The organism is Polynucleobacter sp. UK-FUSCHL-C3 (assembly GCF_040409815.1).
Lineage (GTDB): Bacteria > Pseudomonadota > Gammaproteobacteria > Burkholderiales > Burkholderiaceae > Polynucleobacter.
Window position 1 is genome coordinate 483,708 of record NZ_CP099959.1, and the last position, 17,487, is coordinate 501,194.

General features: G+C 47.0%; 18 protein-coding genes. 7 read left to right on the forward strand and 11 right to left on the reverse strand.

Annotated elements, in window-relative coordinates:
* The first annotated feature begins 58 nt into the window (after nt 1-58).
* Together NKE59_RS02325 and NKE59_RS02330 are read left to right on the forward strand one after the other, a co-directional pair.
* On the forward strand, nt 59-790 hold the full coding sequence (locus NKE59_RS02325) for a CoA pyrophosphatase (protein ID WP_353439311.1): 732 nt from the start codon (nt 59-61) through the stop codon (nt 788-790).
* Entirely contained in the window at nt 787-1,743 is a 957-nt protein-coding gene (locus NKE59_RS02330; protein ID WP_353439312.1) for a CobD/CbiB family protein, read from the forward strand. The genes NKE59_RS02325 and NKE59_RS02330 overlap by 4 nt, the downstream gene beginning before the upstream one ends.
* Here NKE59_RS02330 and rsgA read toward each other — a convergent pair.
* Together rsgA and NKE59_RS02340 are read right to left on the reverse strand one after the other, a co-directional pair.
* Nucleotides 1,688-2,683, reverse strand: coding sequence for a ribosome small subunit-dependent GTPase A (gene rsgA / locus NKE59_RS02335; RefSeq protein WP_353439313.1), 996 nt, complete (start codon nt 2,681-2,683; stop codon nt 1,688-1,690). The genes NKE59_RS02330 and rsgA overlap by 56 nt on opposite strands.
* Before the next feature lie 13 nt (nt 2,684-2,696).
* Nucleotides 2,697-3,947: a M48 family metallopeptidase gene (locus tag NKE59_RS02340; protein WP_353439314.1), complete on the reverse strand. Its 1,251-nt coding sequence runs from the start codon at nt 3,945-3,947 to the stop codon at nt 2,697-2,699.
* A gap of 15 nt (nt 3,948-3,962) precedes the next feature.
* Between NKE59_RS02340 and orn the strand changes: the two genes are divergently transcribed.
* Complete coding sequence (gene orn, locus NKE59_RS02345) at nt 3,963-4,538, forward strand: oligoribonuclease (protein WP_353439315.1); 576 nt, start codon at nt 3,963-3,965, stop codon at nt 4,536-4,538.
* A 32-nt stretch (nt 4,539-4,570) separates the two neighbouring features.
* Here the strand turns inward: orn and mog are convergent, their stop codons facing one another.
* A complete protein-coding gene (gene mog / locus NKE59_RS02350) occupies nt 4,571-5,194 on the reverse strand; it encodes a molybdopterin adenylyltransferase (RefSeq protein ID WP_353439316.1) in 624 nt (207 codons plus the stop codon).
* A gap of 20 nt (nt 5,195-5,214) precedes the next feature.
* Here mog and pmbA point away from each other — a divergent pair, with 20 nt between their 5' ends.
* The gene (gene pmbA, locus NKE59_RS02355) at nt 5,215-6,561 is read left to right on the forward strand and encodes a metalloprotease PmbA (protein WP_353439317.1); all 1,347 of its coding nucleotides are present in this window, start codon (nt 5,215-5,217) and stop codon (nt 6,559-6,561) included.
* Here pmbA and NKE59_RS02360 read toward each other — a convergent pair whose 3' ends face one another.
* The 3 genes from NKE59_RS02360 to fdxA are packed head-to-tail and all read right to left on the reverse strand — an operon-like array spanning nt 6,562 to nt 8,218.
* The gene (locus tag NKE59_RS02360; RefSeq protein ID WP_353439318.1) at nt 6,562-7,053 is read right to left on the reverse strand and encodes a dihydrofolate reductase; all 492 of its coding nucleotides are present in this window, start codon (nt 7,051-7,053) and stop codon (nt 6,562-6,564) included.
* Between the two features lie 12 nt (nt 7,054-7,065).
* On the reverse strand, nt 7,066-7,860 hold the full coding sequence (locus tag NKE59_RS02365) for a thymidylate synthase (protein ID WP_353439319.1): 795 nt from the start codon (nt 7,858-7,860) through the stop codon (nt 7,066-7,068).
* A gap of 34 nt (nt 7,861-7,894) precedes the next feature.
* Nucleotides 7,895-8,218: a ferredoxin FdxA gene (gene fdxA / locus NKE59_RS02370; protein ID WP_353439320.1), complete on the reverse strand. Its 324-nt coding sequence runs from the start codon at nt 8,216-8,218 to the stop codon at nt 7,895-7,897.
* Between the two features lie 133 nt (nt 8,219-8,351).
* Between fdxA and NKE59_RS02375 the strand changes: the two genes are divergently transcribed.
* Entirely contained in the window at nt 8,352-9,338 is a 987-nt protein-coding gene (locus tag NKE59_RS02375) for a D-glycerate dehydrogenase (RefSeq protein ID WP_353439321.1), read from the forward strand.
* Between the two features lie 16 nt (nt 9,339-9,354).
* Here NKE59_RS02375 and NKE59_RS02380 read toward each other — a convergent pair whose 3' ends face one another.
* From NKE59_RS02380 to NKE59_RS02400, 5 genes are read right to left on the reverse strand one after another with little or no spacing between them, the layout of a single operon-like run.
* Nucleotides 9,355-9,651, reverse strand: a complete 297-nt coding sequence (locus NKE59_RS02380) for a hypothetical protein (protein WP_353439322.1) — start codon at nt 9,649-9,651, stop codon at nt 9,355-9,357.
* Between the two features lie 12 nt (nt 9,652-9,663).
* Nucleotides 9,664-10,968, reverse strand: a complete 1,305-nt coding sequence (gene glp / locus NKE59_RS02385) for a gephyrin-like molybdotransferase Glp (RefSeq protein ID WP_353439324.1) — start codon at nt 10,966-10,968, stop codon at nt 9,664-9,666.
* On the reverse strand, nt 10,968-11,585 hold the full coding sequence (mobA, locus tag NKE59_RS02390) for a molybdenum cofactor guanylyltransferase MobA (RefSeq protein ID WP_353439326.1): 618 nt from the start codon (nt 11,583-11,585) through the stop codon (nt 10,968-10,970). Before mobA ends, glp begins: the two co-directional genes overlap by 1 nt.
* Before the next feature lie 4 nt (nt 11,586-11,589).
* Nucleotides 11,590-12,705 (reverse strand): GTP 3',8-cyclase MoaA, encoded by a 1,116-nt coding sequence (gene moaA / locus NKE59_RS02395; RefSeq protein WP_353439327.1) that lies wholly within the window; start codon nt 12,703-12,705, stop codon nt 11,590-11,592.
* Nucleotides 12,706-12,749: 44 nt separating this feature from the next.
* Nucleotides 12,750-15,326, reverse strand: a complete 2,577-nt coding sequence (locus tag NKE59_RS02400; RefSeq protein ID WP_353439328.1) for an Rne/Rng family ribonuclease — start codon at nt 15,324-15,326, stop codon at nt 12,750-12,752.
* Between the two features lie 403 nt (nt 15,327-15,729).
* On the opposite strand from NKE59_RS02400, the gene NKE59_RS02405 reads away from it, so the two are divergent.
* The gene (locus tag NKE59_RS02405) at nt 15,730-16,767 is read left to right on the forward strand and encodes an RluA family pseudouridine synthase (protein ID WP_353439329.1); all 1,038 of its coding nucleotides are present in this window, start codon (nt 15,730-15,732) and stop codon (nt 16,765-16,767) included.
* Nucleotides 16,768-16,779: 12 nt separating this feature from the next.
* Nucleotides 16,780-17,481, forward strand: coding sequence for an HAD-IA family hydrolase (locus NKE59_RS02410; RefSeq protein ID WP_353439330.1), 702 nt, complete (start codon nt 16,780-16,782; stop codon nt 17,479-17,481).
* The last annotated feature ends 6 nt before the right edge of the window (nt 17,482-17,487 follow it).

Sequence of the window (17,487 nt, forward strand, 5' to 3'; positions counted from 1 at the left end):
GTGCATCAAGGCGACCTCGGTCGCCTTTTTGTTTTCTTAAATCACCTAAAATGGATCCATGTCGAATACTCTGGACTCCCTCAAAAAAAGCTTGGCTGCGCCCCCCGGATTCGATCCCCGCTTAGTGCCGATTGATCGTCGTTGCATTGGCCAAAAGCCAGTACCCGAAGCTTTATTTTGTGAGGATGGGCTGCGTGCTCAGTTTGAGACCTCACCCACATGGACCCCCGAGATTACCGATGAAAACCGCCATGTATTAGCAAGTAATATCATCGCCCGCAAGCAAGAGCAGGGCGCGATAACGAAGGCGGCGGTTCTAATGCCCCTGGTAATACAGTCAAATGGACTGCATGTTTTATTAACCCAACGTACCGATCATTTGCATGATCACGCGGGTCAGATTAGTTTTCCTGGGGGACGAATGGATGAGGGGGATGCTTCTATTGTTGCAACTGCAATTCGGGAAAGCGAGGAAGAAATTGGGCTTCCCAGTCAGAATGTCGAGGTGATTGGCTCTTTACCAGAATATCTTACGGTCTCGGGCTATCAGGTTACCCCAGTGGTTGCTTTGGTGAAACCCGTTTCGCAATATCGGCCAGATCCCTTTGAAGTCGCAGATGTATTTGAGGTCCCTTTACGTTTCTTAATGGATCCTGCTAATCATGAGATCCGGGTATGGCAAAGTACAGAGGGCTCACGCCGCTTTTATGCAATGCCCTATGCGGAGCGGTTCATTTGGGGCGCCACCGCTGGAATGTTACGAAATCTATATCATCTATTAAAAGCATGACCTTTTTTTCTATCCTCTTCGCTCTAATTGCCGAACAATATCGGCCAGTTACCTCATCCCATTGGATCCGGAGGGCGAGCCTTGCATGGCTTGATTGGGTTGCCAAGGAGTTTGGTGGCAAGTCTGCAGATGGGGCAACACCAGTGGGTGCTCGGTTAGCTTGTTTAGTGGGCTTTGGCTTGCCTACTATTTTTGTGTTTGCTATTTATGTCGTAGCGTTTGTGGCTCATCCCTTATTAGCCTTCGTCTGGAACATCATCATCGTTTATCTCTTTTTTGGGTTTAGACAATTTAGTCATTCCTTTACAGAGGTCCATGAAGCCATTCAAAACCATGATGTGCCGGCAGCCCGTGCTGCTCTCCAAAGCTGGTTGGGGGATGATATTGATGTTACCCATTTATCAAAGACTGAGATTATTGCGGTAGCGCTCGAGAGGGCAATTATTGGCGCCCATCGCCATGTTTTTGGGGTCTTTTTCTGGTTCTTAGTACCAATTGGCCCTGCGGGCGTTGTTCTATATCGCTTGGCGGATAAGGCCTCTTTGCGTTGGGAGCAATATGGGTTTAATTTATCCGAAGCAGCAAAACACTTTTTTTATATATTAGATTGGTTGCCTGTTCGCTTGAGTGCCATGAGTTTTGCCATCGTTGGTAATTTTGAGGACTCGGTCTATGCGTGGCGTAATTTAACAAGCAAGTGGTCGGACCCTTTAAGTGCAGTATTACTGGCATCTGGTAGTGGTGCCTTGGGTGTCCGTCTGGGTGAACCACTACGAGAGCCGACCAGTGATGAGGCCCTATCTAGAGCTGAGACCGGTGAGCCGCCCGTCTATGAGATTGGGAAAGAGCCTAGCGAACACTCCATGAGATCAGCTATCGGCTTGGTGTGGCGAGCCCTTATCGTTTGTATGGTGGTTTTGGCGATGTTGACCATCGCTCTTTGGCTTGGCTAAAACCCTGCAGTTGAATATCTGCGGTTTTAGAGTCCGATAGCAACTGTTTAAAAAGCGCTAGACGTTCTGCAGCAATCTCACCCGCAAGAACAGCCTCCTGGATCACGCATCCAGGCTCGCTATCATGCTTACAGTTATGGAAGCGACATTTACCCAGCAAAGGCTTGAACTCTCTAAAGGCATGCTGTAGTTGGCTTTCAGAGAGATGGGCAAGACCAAATTCTTGAAAACCGGGTGAGTCAATCATCCCCCCTAAATGCGCTTGATTGCGAGACCACTCGGGTAAATCAAAGTAACGGCATGCTGTGGTGGTGTGCTTACCGCTATCCAGTTTTAAGGAATATTCTTGTGTGAGAGCGGCCGCATTTGGTGCCCAACTATTCAGTAAAGTCGACTTACCCATGCCAGATTGCCCAACCAATACCGATACCTTTCCTTTCAAGAAAGGTTGGAGACCCTCAAGTGATTGGGGATCAAATTTAGCCGAGACCTCGTGGACTGGATAGCCCATGTTTTGATATGGAACAAGACCTCGTCTCGCAATCGTTAATTGATCCTGCAGATCGCATTTATTCAGGATGATGCGCAGTTCAATTTGATCTAGCTCAGCAGCAACTACAGCGCGTCCTAGGAGATCGGGTGAGAAAGCCGGAGCAGTTGCAAGCACCACCAGAATCTGGTCAACATTCGCTGCAATCGATTTACTCTTAAATGCGTCTGATCGATAAAGTAAGTTCTTGCGCTTCTCGATTTCGATAATTCGTGCCTGATTTGGACCTGTCTCCTCCAGAATCAAGATATCACCGACAGCGCCGACGTGGCGCTTAGCCGGTGTGCTAACTTGTATTAAGGGCCCAGCATGGGAGCCATCCGCCTGAATAGTTTGCGCTAAGTAATGTCTCCCGTAGGAAGCGCTTAGCAGGGCACGAAATTGGCCCATCAGCAAACACCGCTCATGCAAATCGTTGTAAATGCGCAATCCGCAGGGGCGCAGGAGGATGGGAGCTATAGAACGCGGTATAGAGCGGATCAGGGGTTAGGGTCGAGGCATTATCTTGATAGAGTTTTACTAGAGCAGAAATTAATGCGCTCGCCGAAGATTTTTGGGCAGCAAAGTGATCAGCTTCGTATTCATGTTTGCGAGACGCCAGGCTTCCTAATGGAGTAAAGAAGAAACTAAATACAGGGGCAACCAACATAAACAAAGCCAAGGCTAGACCGCCGTTATAGCCATTGAGATCGGGGCTGACACCAAGACCGAGATAGAACCACGGCTGTGAGCTCACCCAGCCCAAAATAGCCAGCATGACAAAGCTCAGAGCAAATGAGACTAGTAAACGCTTACGAATATGTTGACGTTTAAAGTGACCAAGCTCATGGGCAAGAACAGCCTCTACTTCTAGGGGCTCAAGCTTCTCAATCAAAGTGTCAAAGAACACAATCCGCTTTGCCTTACCAATGCCTGTGAAATAAGCATTGCCATGCGCACTTCGTTTGCTACCATCCATCACAAATAAACCTTGACTAGCAAAATCACAACGTTCTAAGAGACGCTCGATTTGTGCTTTCAGGGGGCCATCTTCTAAGGCCTTGAACTTATTAAACAGGGGTGCAATAAAGGTAGGAAAGAGCCAAAGAAGAAGAGCATTAAAAGCGGTCCAGACAATCCAGGTCCATAGCCACCAGTAGGGCCCACTACTAGACATCAACTCCAAGACCAACCAGAGAAGAGGAAGCCCAAGGGCCGAGGCTAATGCGACACCTTTGATCATGTCCAGCCAAAAGAGACCAGGGGTCATTCGGTTAAAGCCATAGGCAGCCTCAATACCAAATTGTTTTTTCCAGGTAAAAGGTAAATCCAAAATGCCCGAGATTAAAAATATAGATATCAACAAAGCCATCTGTTGCAAAGTGCCTGGACCCAAAAGATCGATTAGCATTTGATTGAGAAGCTCTAGTCCGCCCAATAGAGTGAATGCAATTAATACAAAAGCAGCAAAGAAGTTTTCAATCAGGCCAAGACGTAATTTAGCAATCGTATAGTCAGCTGCCTTTTGATGATCCACTAAACTGATCGTATGGGCGAATTCATTAGGTACACTAGTGCGGTGGTTGGCGACATGGCGAATTTGGCGCATTGCGAGCCAATGGCGTAAACCAACGCTAAGGACTAAAGCCAAAATAAATAGATATGTAAAGGTCATGGAGTCATTATAAAGATGAGTACGGAAAATAAGGGGTCTGGTAATAGCGCAGAACCCATGATTTGGGTAGATATGGAGATGTCGGGATTAAAGCCTGATTCTGACCGTATATTAGAGATCGCCATGATTGTGACCGATGCCCACCTAAATATCATTGCTACCGCCCCGGTATGGGTGGTCCATCAAGCTAATGAGGTTCTTGGCAGCATGGACGCTTGGAATACTGGCACTCACACCAAATCGGGCTTAGTGGATAAGGTTAGAGCATCTGATTTAGATGAGGGGGCGGTGGAAGAGCAATGTATCGCTTTTCTAAAGCAATACGTCAAAGCCAATACTGCGCCGATGTGCGGTAACTCGATCTGCCAAGACCGGCGGTTTATGGCTCGCTATATGCCAAAGCTAGAGAGTTATTTTCATTACCGGAATGTCGATGTATCGACTGTGAAGGAGCTATGTAAACGCTGGCAACCGGAGCTTGTGAAGGGCTTTAATAAGCAACAAGCCCATACCGCCCTAGCCGATATTATGGAATCGATTGAAGAGCTCAAATACTATCGCGAGCGATTCTTTATTCCCTCTCAAAACTAATGTTTAGAAGAGATAATGAAAGACTGTTAGCGCTACTTCTTTTTCTTTGGACGGAACGCTTTCACAATTGCCTCATCCGTTTCAATACAAGGCCCGCCGATTAAATCGATGCAATAGGGTACAGCAGCAAAAATACCGTGTGCAAGCACTTTGCCATTAGCATCTTTCAAGCCTTCTAAAGTCTCCTGAATCGACTTTGGTTGCCCAGGAAGATTCATAATCAATGCAGCATGATTCTCAATCTCTCGTAATACAGCAACTTGACGAGAGAGAATGGCGGTGGGCACAAAATGAAGGCTAATTTGCCGCATCTGCTCGCCAAATCCTGGCATTTCACGAGTTCCCACATCCAGAGTGGCTTCCGGTGTCACATCTCGTCGCGACGGGCCTGTACCACCGGTAGTCAATACCAAATCACACCCCAACTCATCAACCAACTCGATCAATGAGGATGAAATGTGCTCGGTCTCATCCGGAATAAGGCGCTCATGGAAAACAACTGGAGTGGTGATCACCTTGCCAAGCCAATTTTTTAAGGAAGGGATGCCTTCATCGACATATACCCCTTGGCTGGCACGATCAGAAATCGATACCAAACCAATCTTTACCTCATTAGGACTATTGCGATGAAAAGGGTTTTGATGCTTCATGGACATATTCTAGCTATCATTGAGGAATGTTTGCATATTCTCCGGATCAATTTAGGATCATTATTGACTTTATTTTGGCAGAAGCCAAGCGCGTTGGGGCTTCAGACGCCGCCGCAGAAATCTCCGAGGGTCAAGGTCTCTCTGTAACGGTCCGCAAGGGTGAAGTAGAAACCATTGAGCAAAGCGTTGATAAGCAGGTGGGCGTAAGCATCTATCTAGGTCAGCGCCGAGGTAATGCCAGTACCAGCGATTTTTCTCCAGACTCATTACGTTTAACGGTAGAGGCGGCTTTTCATATTGCCCAACACACTGCAGAAGATGATTGCGCTGGCTTGGCCGAGCCAGATCTCTTAGAGCAGAACCCTCAGGATCTTGATTTATTTCATCCCTGGGATCTAGATACTAAAGAGGCGATTCAGATCGCTCGTAAAGCAGAAAAGGCAGCATTTGCAGTTGATAAAGCAATCCAGAACAGTGATGGAGCATCGGTATCTGCCCATCAGGCGCACTTTATGCTGGGAACCAGTAATGGCTTTATGGGTGGATATCCATATTCAAGGCATTTCATATCCTGCGCCCCCATTGCCAGTTCCTCTAAAAATTCGAGTGCGATGCAACGCGATGATTGGTACAGCACTTCTCGCATTGCGAGTGAGTTAGCAAACCCCTCTTTGATTGGTCGGTATGCTGCTCAACGAGCATTGGCAAAGCTAAACGCAAAATCGTTAACAACACGGCGTTGCCCAGTGATCTTTGAAGCCCCGATCGCAGTCGGTCTGATTGGCTCTTTGGTCCAAGCAACCTCAGGTGGTGCTTTGTATCGTCGTTCTAGTTTTTTGCTCGATAGCCTGGGGAAGCAAGTAATGCCAAAGCATATCGACTTGTTTGAGTTGCCTCACCTAAAGCGAATGAGTGGAAGCGCACCGTTTGATGAGGAGGGTGTCCGCACTAAAGCTCGATCGGTGATATCCAAAGGAGAATTGCAAGGCTACTTCTTGTCTACCTACTCAGCCAGAAAGTTGGGCATGCAAACTACCGGTAATGCTGGAGGCGCACATCATCTGAAGTTGCATAGTATGCATACCCCATCTGGGGGCTTGCCAGGTTTGTTAAAAGAAATGGGAACCGGCCTGTTGGTAACAGAGCTGATGGGCCAAGGGGTCAACTATGTGACGGGAGATTACTCGCGAGGGGCATTTGGTTATTGGGTCGAAAACGGCATCATCCAACATCCTGTTGAAGAAATCACTATCGCTGGTAACTTAAAAGAAATGTTGATGGATATTCAGGCGGTGGGCGATGACACGATTATTCGGGGAACTAAAGAGACTGGATCAATTTTGCTGGGCTCAATGACGATTGGTGGAAAGTAATTAGACTGCCTTTCGTCGAAGAGTCACATAGGCAAACTGAATATCGCCCTCACTTTCTAAGATGCGTTCTGCCTCTTGCCAGTCATTGGGATCTGGAATTTCAAAATACGTATCACCATCGACCTGAATTTCAATCTCAGTAATGAAGAGCTCATCGGCTTGAGGGAAGGCTTGGGTAAATAATTGCTGACCACCAATAACAAAGACACGCTTAAATTCTTTTAACAACTCTAAAGCCTGATCTAAGGAACCAACCAATTCAGCACCGATTGCTGAGTAATTGGTGTTACGACTCACCACTACATTGCGCCGACCCGGCAAAGGCCTACCAATTGATTCCCAGGTTTTGCGACCCATAATGATGGGGTATCCCATGGTTACTTTTTTGAAGAACTGTAAATCAGCCGATATTTTCCATGGCATTTGATTATCTTTGCCAATGACATGATTACGAGAGCGCGCCACGATCATTGAAATAGCAGGTGTACTCATGGGCTAATTAGCTCAAACTGCAACTGGAGCTTTGATGTGGGGGTGGGATTCATAGCCCACAATTTCAAAGTCCTCAAATTGGTAGTCAAAAATACTATCGGGCTTACGATGGATTTTTAATTGGGGAAGAGAGTATGGCTTTCGAGATAGCTGTAACTCAACCTGCTCGAGGTGATTGCTGTACAGATGGCAATCACCACCAGTCCAAATGAACTCACCGACATCAAGACTGCATTGCTGCGCCACCATATGGGTCAGCAATGCATAGCTAGCAATATTAAAAGGTACACCTAAAAATATATCTGCGCTGCGCTGATAGAGTTGACACGATAACTTACCATCGGCCACATAAAACTGGAAGAATGCATGGCAGGGCGCTAGCGCCATCTTGGGGATATCTGCCACGTTCCAGGCCGACACAATAATGCGTCGTGAGTCGGGATTGGTTTTAATGGTCTGAATAATCTCCTTGATCTGGTCAATATGTTGCCCATTCGGTGCTGGCCAAGAGCGCCATTGGTAGCCATAGACCGGGCCAAGATCACCATCAGGCGCCGCCCATTCATCCCAGATAGAGACTCCGCGTTCCTTGAGCCATTGATTATTAGTATTACCACTTAGAAACCAAAGGAGTTCATACACAATGGATTTGAGGTGAAGTTTCTTCGTGGTGACCAGAGGAAAACCTTCTGATAAATCAAAGCGCATTTGATGACCAAAGACCGATAAAGTGCCCGTACCAGTACGATCTGATTTCTTTGCCCCATGATCAAGGACATGGCGCATTAAGTCATGAAATTGGCGCATAGAAAAGGCTCATTGAATGGAGCGTTGGCGAGGATTATTTTTCGAGATGCTCAAGCTTGCTCTTTACATCCTTCCAATCATCTGCATCTGGCAGTGGAGCCTTTGATTTGGTGATGGATGGCCACTGTTTGGCAAGCTCCAAATTCATTTTGATAAATTGTTGCTGGTCACCAGGCACATCGTCCTCTGCATAAATTGCATTGACAGGACACTCTGGGACGCAAACTGCACAATCGATGCATTCATTAGGATCGATTGTTAGGAAGTTGGGCCCCTCACGAAAACAGTCAACTGGACAGACGTCCACGCAATCGGTGTATTTACAACGGATACAAGATTCAGTAACAACGTAAGTCATGATTTGGCTCTACGACGATTGTTTAAGGATATAAACCAAGCAATACAACAGATTATTGCCTCTGAATTGATTTTAGCCCAAATGGTGTAAAGTTTTGCTTCCGAGCCTTTTACCTCATTTTCTATTGAATCCTATGTCCACTAAACCACGAATTCTTGTCGCCAGAGCTATTTTTCCAGATGCCTTAGCAAGCTTAGAGGAGAGCTTTGAGGTGAAGTCCAATCAGGCCGATGAGGTCTTCTCCACAGATAACTTACGCAAAGAGCTTGCACAAGTTGCGGGCGCACTGGTATTCGGAAGTGAGCGAATCGATCAAAATGCCCTGGCGGATGCAAAGAATCTAAAAATTGTGGCCAATATCTCGGTGGGTTATAACAATTTTGATGTGCCAGCAATGACCACAGCTGGGGTGATGGCAACGAATACCCCAGATGTTTTAACGGATAGTACGGCAGACTTTGGCTTTGCGTTGATGATGGCTGCTGCTAGACGTATCACAGAGTCTGAGCATTGGATTCGTAATGGCCAGTGGGACAAGATGTCCATCGTATACAACCCATTGGGGATGGATTTGCATCACACCACCCTTGGTATTATCGGTATGGGCAGAATTGGACAAGGAATTGCGAAGCGTGGACTTGGTTTTGGTATGAATGTGATCTATCACAATCGTAAGCGCCTAAGTGAGTCCGATGAGAAAGCCTGTGGAGCTCGTTACGTTGATAAGGAGACCTTATTACGCGAAGCAGACCATGTGGTTTTAGTTGTCCCCTATTCTGCAGAAAGCCATCATCTGATTGGCGCAAAAGAAATTGCGTTGATGAAATCCACAGCAACGCTTGTTAATATTGCGCGCGGCGGTATTGTGGATGATGCCGCTCTGGCAGAAGCCCTGAAGGCAAAAAAAATCTTTGCTGCTGGCTTAGATGTATACGAGGGAGAGCCGAAGGTTCATCCTGAGCTCTTGAAGTTAAGCAATGTGGTACTAGCCCCACATATTGCGAGTGCCACTGAGAAGACTCGGCGCGCAATGATTAACTTAGCAGTTCGTAATTTGCGAGCAGCATTAGCGGGTGAGAAGCCACCCAGTTTAATTAATACCGAGCTCTGGAAGAAATAGGGTACACAAAAATACCTTACTGGATATCGTCAGTCTCTTCAGATAGTTCTTTAAGGGCTAACTCAATACCCCCAAATTTTTGGGCAACCCAGTTGTAGACTTTACATGCGATCCAAAGAAGTCCAAAGCCCAGAACAGCGTTCAAAATAAGTGCTGAGATCACAGTAAACCCGGGCATCGAGCCATCTCGAATAAAGGCTACAAAAAGGGCTAATAAAACGATGGGTACGGAGAAGCATAGGTAGACCAAAACAAGAGTTTTGGCGGTATGCATTGGGTCTAAGAAGACAATTTCTTTTTTAGTGAATTTCATGATCCTGCAATCTTAAAGCAGTCCATCAAAAATCTCTACATCCACCCAGTCTCCGGGGGCAATATTGCCTTGATGGTGATGAAGAATCATGAAGCAATCTGCTTCGCTCATCGAGCGCAGAATGCCCGCACCCTGACTACCAGTCGATTTGACTAACAACCTACCTTCTGGATCCCGAAACAAAATCCCGCGTTGGAACTCTGTACGACCCGACTTTTTCCGAATAGCCTCGGCAGATTGGATTGATACGAGCGGGATCTCAGGGTTAAGGGCGCCACTTAACTGTAATAGCGCATTACGCACAAATTGGTAAAAGGTAACCATCACCGCTACGGGGTTCCCTGGTAAACCAAAAAATACGGTGGGAGCCGTCTTTGGGGAAACCGGCTTTAGGCTACCAAAAGCCATTGGTCTGCCTGGACGCATTGCAATTTTCCAAAATCCTACTTGCCCCAACTCTTCCATAATTTGTTTGGTGAAGTCAGCCTCTCCAACAGATACTCCGCCTGAGGAGATAATTACGTCCGCTTTCTGTGCTGCTTGCATAAATGCTTGACGAAGATCATCGGGGGTATCGCGGACGATCCCGCAGTCAATGATTTCAAAGCCAAGCTTACTAAGGCAGGCATGAAGACTAAAACGATTACTATCGTAAATTTTGCCAGGCTGTAACGGGACACCAATACTGCAGAGCTCATCACCCGACGAGAGAATAGCAACTTTAATCCGTTGATAAACCTCAAGCTTGGCGATTCCTAATGAGGCCGCTAAACCAATATCGGATGCTTTTAGTATCCGCCCACGCTGGATTGCAGGTTTACCCGCTTGCAAGTCCTCACCGCATAAACGACGATTATCGCCCGCACGAACAGTATCTTTAGCAAAGGTGATTGATCCCTCCTCGCTTGACTTCGTAAACTCCTGAGGAATTACGGTATCGCAATTCGGGGGCATCATTGCGCCAGTCATCACCTTAATGCATTCACCCATTTGAATAGACGGGGAATGGGTTTGACCTGCGTAAATCGCACCCGCGATGCGCAAATTGACAGGGTCTTGCGCTGTATCAAGCTCTTTACCATTGAATGCAAACCCATCCATCGCTGAGTTATCGTTTGCAGGAACATTGATAGGGGATAACACATCACTTGCCAAAATGCGACCTAAACACTCTTTTAGAGGGAGGCTTTCTATGGCCTCATGAAGTCTAGCTTGCGCTTGAAGCGAATGGATGACAGCGGAGATGGCGGTCCGAGCCTCGGTAACTGATAAAAAATCAGACTGAAACTCTTGATTGGCGTTTACTGGTTTATTCATCAATGCGAATGTGTAAATGATTCCAGCTGTGCTAATTCTTCGGGAGTATTGGCATTTGCAAATACAACGTCATCAGCAAATAGTGTGGATGCTGCATTTTCATTAGCAAACCAACGGTCTATTTTTCGTTCACCACTCGCTAAGAAGCTTGTTAAGGAATCCAGTAGATCTCTACGCATCAAACAAAAGACCGGTTGTGCCCATACCTTACCGGCCATGTCTTTGCTAGATGCATATCCAATCTTTGACTGCTCTGCCTCAAGAGTAATCGCCAGTTGCTTGGCAAGATTAAGAGGGAAGAGTGGGGAATCACAGGGTACGGTCATTAAATAGGGGGTTTTGCAAGCCTTGAGTCCTGCCACAAACCCAGCTAGGGGGCCTGAAAAACTATCGTCCTCATCTGCTAAAACAGGATAGCCATACGATGAGTAGATTGAATGATTGCGATTGGCATTGATCAGTATCGTATTCACTTGGGGTTTGAGTCTTTCGAGAGCAGACTCGATTAAAGGCAATCCTTTAAACGGAATCAAGCCTTTATCAATACCGCCCATTCGTTGAGCGCGACCACCTGCTAAGACAAGACCAGTGATATCGGATACCGAAATTGATCCCATTGAATTAGCCGCCGATATAAGACATTTCAACTTTACGATCAGCTCGTTTCGGATCTTGGGTATTGAGGTGTCTTAGTTCAGAGTAGCGATCCTCTCTGGAGGACCAGGTATGCATCACTGCATTCGCAATTTCTAGGTCACTTTTTCCAGAACGCAGAAGTGTTTTGAAGTCAAACCCTTGCGTCGCAAATAAACATAAAAATAGTTGGCCATCGGTAGATAGACGTGCGCGAGTACATTCGTGGCAAAAGGTTTGGGTCACGCTCGAGATCACACCAATTTCACCAGAGCCATCTTGATAGCGCCAACGCTGAGCTACTTCCCCAGAGTAATTGGGATCAACTTGCTCAAGTGGAAAATGCTCATGAATCATTGCAATGACATCTGCCGAGGGAAGCACCTCAGCCAAGTTCCAACCATTTGAACTACCAACATCCATAAACTCGATAAATCGTAAGGTAACCCCGCTATTACGAAAGTGTTTTGCCATTGGCAAAATCTCTTGCTCATTCGTACCTTTTTTAACAACCATATTGACTTTAATTCCGGTAAAGCCGGCGTTCTTAGCCGCTTCAATTCCATTTAAGACATCGGAAACGGGATAGTCAACATCATTCATTTTTTTGAAAATGGCATCGTCGATTGCATCAAGACTCACGGTAATACGCTGTAAGCCAGCGGTCTTTAACTGCGCCGACTTTTTTTGCAAAAGACTGCCATTTGTTGTGAGTGTTAGATCGAGAGATTGACCCTTGGGTGTTTTGATCTCGGACAACATGGTAATGAGTTTTTCAATATCTTTACGCAGAAGAGGCTCGCCACCAGTCAAGCGAATTTTCTCAACACCCAGTGTGGCAAAAATATGAGCTAAGCGATAAATTTCTTCAAAGCTCAACAATTCTTGTTGAGCTAGGTACGGATAGTTTTGATCAAAAACCTCTTTAGGCATGCAATAGGTACAACGAAAGTTGCACCGATCGGTCACGGATATGCGTAAGTCTCGCAAAGGTCTATGTCGTAGATCCAAGGTTCGACCATGAGCCTCAGAAAGAGTCTCAGGAATCAATGGCAAAGGACCCTCTCGAGTCTCTTTGCGAATGGGGATTACGCGTTCAACCATGATGCATTATGGCTTCAAAAGTCTATCTTAGGCGTACGGAAGCTCTAACCATTTTTATCAATGGTTTTTTCTTGGCCACCCGTTTCCACAAGAACCATAGGCCCTGCAGGGAGATTGGTAGGTGGCTTTGGCTCACGTTGCGCTCTAGGCGCAGGGCTCTCAGACTGAATCTGGTTTTGTACTTCAGCGAGTTTGTTGCTATCGGTACCAACCCAAACCATTCCAGCAGTCTGAATAACATTTTTTAGCGGTTCTTCAGCAAGTGGCGTGAAGGCAACTTTGGGTAGTTCGGGAACAATAATCGGTGCTGTAACTCTAGTCTCCGAAATGCTCTGGCCGCTAGATGTTGGAGTAGGGACGCTCTCACTTTGCACTCTTTGTTCTGGTCTGGGGCTGCGATTAGATCCTGAACGACGCGGTGCAGAACCCTCTCTAAAGCTGCGAGTCAGATCCGATAGCGGCATTGAGGCAGAACGACCACCTAGACCCATTGGAATACCGCTATTTAATTCTTGGGCGGGACTGTCATTGCGCTCAGATCGCTCACCGCGGTTACGACCGCGACCACGACGATTACGACCACGACGCTGATCCTCGTTACTCACTTCTGAATCGCTTAAGTCAGGCGCTGGACCCTTAGTTTGTTGGGGGGATGCTTGATCGTTACGCTCTTGCTGTTGATTGCGCTCACCGCGGTTACGTCCCCGACCTGCCTGACGTGGGCGATTCTGGTTTTGCTCACCAGTATCTGCAGCTTTTTCTGGACGATCCGTATTATCGCTACGCGCAGTTCTGTCTTGACGATTGCGACCGCGATTACGATTATTGTGATCGCCGTTACGTCCCCGACCTTCTGGACGAGCATTAGGTTTGACCTCTTCGGGTTTGGCGGGGGTAGCAGGAGAGAATATCTTTTTAAAGAATCCGAAGATTCCACCAGAGGATGCCTCACCTGTTTTAGCAGAGGCGCTTTCGCGAGCGGGGCGAGCACTTGCCATGGGCGCTGGCTGGCTGGGAGTAATGCCCTTGACGGCCGCCTCAGGACGTGTGCGCACTTCTTCATTCTTGCGACCAATCACAGTGTCGGTCTCAAGCTCACGCGTAGACTCTTCCACCATTACATAGCTAAGCTTTTGTTCATCTAGGCGGGGGTCATCGTGACGTAAGCGCTCTAATTTGTAATGGGGCGTCTCAAGATGCTTATTTGGAATCATTAAGACATGAACCTTAAAGCGAGACTCAATCTTGATAACCTCAGCACGTTTCTCATTTAAGAGGAAGGCAACGACATCGACTGGAACCTGACAGTGGATTGCAGCCGTGTTCTCCTTCATCGCCTCTTCTTGAATAATGCGCAATACCTGAAGGGCAGAGGATTCTGTATCACGAATATGGCCTGTGCCATTACACCGTGGGCATGTGACATGACTTGCTTCCGATAGGGCTGGTCGCAAACGCTGACGTGATAATTCCATCAAGCCAAACTTGGAGATCTTGCCGGTTTGAACCCGTGCACGATCATGACGAAGGGCGTCGCGTAAGCGATTTTCAACATCTCGTTGACTCTTCGCTGATTCCATATCAATGAAATCAATCACGATCAGACCGCCTAGGTCACGAAGACGCATTTGTCTAGCGATCTCATCGGCAGCCTCAAGGTTGGTACGAGTAGCAGTTTCTTCAATATCAGATCCACGTGTTGCACGCGCCGAGTTGACGTCAACCGATACCAAGGCTTCAGTGTGATCGATAACAATTGCTCCACCAGATGGTAGAGGGACGGTTCTGGAGTAGGCGGTCTCGATCTGATGCTCAATCTGGAATCGAGAAAACAGGGGCACATCGTCTTGATAGCGCTTAACTCGCGGTAAGTTATCTGGCATCACGACCGACATAAATGCCTGAGCTTGCTCATAGATATCATCGGTATCAATCAGGATTTCACCGATATCCGGTTGGAAATAGTCGCGGATTGCACGAATTACCAAGCTTGATTCAAGATAAATCAATAATGGCGCTGAGTTTCCCTTGACTGCTTCATCAATGGCTTTCCATAACTGCATGAGATAGTTCAGATCCCATTGCAATTCAACGGCATCGCGACCAATACCTGCAGTTCTGGCAATAATGCTCATGCCATCAGGCACCTCTAACTGTGCCATCGCCTCACGCAGCTCTTGACGATCCTCCCCCTCGATACGACGGGATACTCCGCCTCCTCGGGGATTATTGGGCATTAGAACGAGATAGCGACCAGCTAGGGAGACAAAAGAGGTCAGTGCAGCACCTTTTTGGCCCCGCTCTTCCTTTTCTACCTGAACAATAATTTCTTGACCTTCGCGCAAGGCATCTTTGATCGACGCATTGCGGACATCAATACCTTCCTTAAAGTAGGTGCGGGCAACCTCTTTAAATGGCAAGAAGCCATGGCGCTCTTCACCATAGTTCACAAAGCAGGCCTCGAGAGAGGGCTCAATGCGGGTAATGACACCTTTGTAAATATTGCCTTTGCGCTGCTCGCGTCCGGCGGATTCAATATCGATGTCGATTAATTTCTGACCATCAACAATTGCGACTCGCAACTCTTCCTGTTGCGTTGCATTAAATAACATGCGTTTCATAACACTCTCCTTCATGGGAGGCGCTTTTGTGCGACGCGAAGAGGATGACTAAGATTGTTCTAAGGAATAAATCCTCAGACATTAAGAGGTGAGAGAGTCTAAAACATTCCTCTACAGGAAATAACGATCAAACCAAGAATTCCATAGTTTGAATCTCACACCAACGCTCGCCACAGAGATCTCCTTAAGATCTCAATGTAGGCGCTCGCCTAAAAAAGGTCATCTGCTTCGTGGGTCGCGGCATACATCACGCCAACCCTGCGCCTCATTAAAACGGGAGAGGGGCAACCCCGGGAGTCTATTAATGGGCGACTCCAAGCTCCGGAATTCAAATCAATCTGGTAATAAATTACCTAGATCCTTGATTATAGGTCACAAAACGAATGACAATGGGGCCTATCACATGAGGAAAACCATTAATCCCGCCCCAAAAAAGAGCGTTTCTGCCAAGAAATCTAGTAAAACACCTGCATTACAGGCTGTTTTTGAGACCATTGGCCAGGATTCTGCTGGCCAGAGGCTTGATAATTACTTACTCCGCTGGGCTAAAGGTGTGCCCAAAAGCCATGTTTATCGAATTATTCGCTCTGGTGAGGTCCGCATTAATAAAAAAAGGGCCCTACCGACATCCAGGCTTGTCGAGGGCGATATTGTTCGCCTTCCGCCCACTCGGCTAGCCGAAGCCCCAAAAACTGGTGCTGGGATTTCTCAGACGAAGGCAACTGAGCTGGCTGCAAAGATACCCACCCTGTTTGAAGATGATTATTTGCTCATCATCGATAAACCCTCCGGATTGGCTGTTCATGGTGGATCGGGTGTGAGTTTGGGGGCGATTGAGTTACTCCGGAAGGCAAGACCAGAGAGTAAGTTCTTAGAATTGGTTCATCGTCTAGACCGTGATACTTCTGGTATTTTGATCTTTGCAAAAAAACGTAGCGCTCTTGTAGAGATGCATCGACAGATCCGTGAGGGTTTAACGGATAAGCGTTATAGGCTCCTGGCTCATGGTGAGATTTCTCAAGGGGCTGGTACTGCGCAACTTAAGTTTCCCCTACTAAAGTATCTTTTGGAAAATGGAGAACGCAGGGTTCGGGTTGATCCAAAGGGTCAGGTTAGTCATACCAATCTTCGGGTCACGGAGATTCTAAAAAGTGATCTAGGTAGCATTACTCTTGCTGAAGCGCAATTGAAAACGGGTCGTACTCATCAGATTCGGGTGCACTTGCAAAAGATTGGCCATCCCATTTTGGGGGATGATAAATACGGCATTGATGATGAAGATAAACGTCTTAAGGTAAAGCATTTGTTCTTGCATGCTCACCTCGCAGTATTTGCACACCCCAAGACTCAGGAAAAAATGCGGATCGAGGCAGATGTACCAAAGGCATTCAGAGAATGGTTAACTCGGTGGGAGTGCAAGACTCTACCCATGCAAACATAAGAAAGAACTTCAGTGAAATACGAAGAGCGACGCTACGATTTGATTGTCTGGGATTGGGACGGAACCATTATGGATTCGACGCCCACGATTGTGCATTGCATCCAGCAGGCCTGCCGTGATCTTGATTTTCCGGTTCCGGATGATTCCATCGCAAGCTATGTGATTGGTTTGGGTGTGCAAGATTCATTACGTCGAGTGGCTCCTTCGGTCCATCCCGCGCGCTTTCCTGAATTAGTCGATCGGTTTCGTTATCACTATCTCTCTAAAGATCATGAGCTTCACTTATTTGTAGGTATCAGAGAGTTATTAGAGGACTTAAAAAACAAAGGATTTTTGTTGGGCGTGGCTACCGGTAAGCCAAGGCGAGGGTTAAATCGCTCCTTGGACTTTCATGAACTCAAGCACATCTTTCATGACACTCGCACTGCCGACGAATCCTTTTCTAAGCCACATCCCGGCATGTTGCTAGACCTATCGGATAGTCTACAAGTACCGGTGCGCAAAATGTTAATGATTGGCGATACCACCCATGACCTTGAGATGGCTGAGTCCGCAGGGGTTGATGGAATAGCAGTAAGCTACGGCGCACATCCAGCCGATGCCTTGAGGTCTGCAAAATCTCTCGCCTGCCTTGATAATGTGGAACAGTTAGCTGCTTGGTTGTACAGTAATTTAGACATTCAGCATCCCACCCCTATTGAGATAAGTAAATAGAGTTCA

What these genes read in the sequence shown, in the direction of transcription:
- NKE59_RS02365 (WP_353439319.1), bottom strand. Translation starts at nt 7,860, where the DNA reads ATGCGCCAATTTCATGACTTAATGCGCCATGTCCTTGATCATGGGGCA.
- orn (WP_353439315.1), top strand. Translation starts at nt 3,963, where the DNA reads ATGAGTACGGAAAATAAGGGGTCTGGTAATAGCGCAGAACCCATGATT.
- NKE59_RS02340 (WP_353439314.1), bottom strand. Translation starts at nt 3,947, where the DNA reads ATGACCTTTACATATCTATTTATTTTGGCTTTAGTCCTTAGCGTTGGT.
- mobA (WP_353439326.1), bottom strand. Translation starts at nt 11,585, where the DNA reads ATGGGATCAATTTCGGTATCCGATATCACTGGTCTTGTCTTAGCAGGT.
- NKE59_RS02325 (WP_353439311.1), top strand. Translation starts at nt 59, where the DNA reads ATGTCGAATACTCTGGACTCCCTCAAAAAAAGCTTGGCTGCGCCCCCC.
- NKE59_RS02360 (WP_353439318.1), bottom strand. Translation starts at nt 7,053, where the DNA reads ATGAGTACACCTGCTATTTCAATGATCGTGGCGCGCTCTCGTAATCAT.
- mog (WP_353439316.1), bottom strand. Translation starts at nt 5,194, where the DNA reads ATGTCCATGAAGCATCAAAACCCTTTTCATCGCAATAGTCCTAATGAG.
- NKE59_RS02405 (WP_353439329.1), top strand. Translation starts at nt 15,730, where the DNA reads ATGAGGAAAACCATTAATCCCGCCCCAAAAAAGAGCGTTTCTGCCAAG.
- NKE59_RS02400 (WP_353439328.1), bottom strand. Translation starts at nt 15,326, where the DNA reads ATGAAACGCATGTTATTTAATGCAACGCAACAGGAAGAGTTGCGAGTC.
- glp (WP_353439324.1), bottom strand. Translation starts at nt 10,968, where the DNA reads ATGAATAAACCAGTAAACGCCAATCAAGAGTTTCAGTCTGATTTTTTA.
- moaA (WP_353439327.1), bottom strand. Translation starts at nt 12,705, where the DNA reads ATGGTTGAACGCGTAATCCCCATTCGCAAAGAGACTCGAGAGGGTCCT.
- NKE59_RS02380 (WP_353439322.1), bottom strand. Translation starts at nt 9,651, where the DNA reads ATGAAATTCACTAAAAAAGAAATTGTCTTCTTAGACCCAATGCATACC.
- rsgA (WP_353439313.1), bottom strand. Translation starts at nt 2,683, where the DNA reads ATGGGCCAATTTCGTGCCCTGCTAAGCGCTTCCTACGGGAGACATTAC.
- NKE59_RS02330 (WP_353439312.1), top strand. Translation starts at nt 787, where the DNA reads ATGACCTTTTTTTCTATCCTCTTCGCTCTAATTGCCGAACAATATCGG.
- pmbA (WP_353439317.1), top strand. Translation starts at nt 5,215, where the DNA reads ATGTTTGCATATTCTCCGGATCAATTTAGGATCATTATTGACTTTATT.
- NKE59_RS02375 (WP_353439321.1), top strand. Translation starts at nt 8,352, where the DNA reads ATGTCCACTAAACCACGAATTCTTGTCGCCAGAGCTATTTTTCCAGAT.
- fdxA (WP_353439320.1), bottom strand. Translation starts at nt 8,218, where the DNA reads ATGACTTACGTTGTTACTGAATCTTGTATCCGTTGTAAATACACCGAT.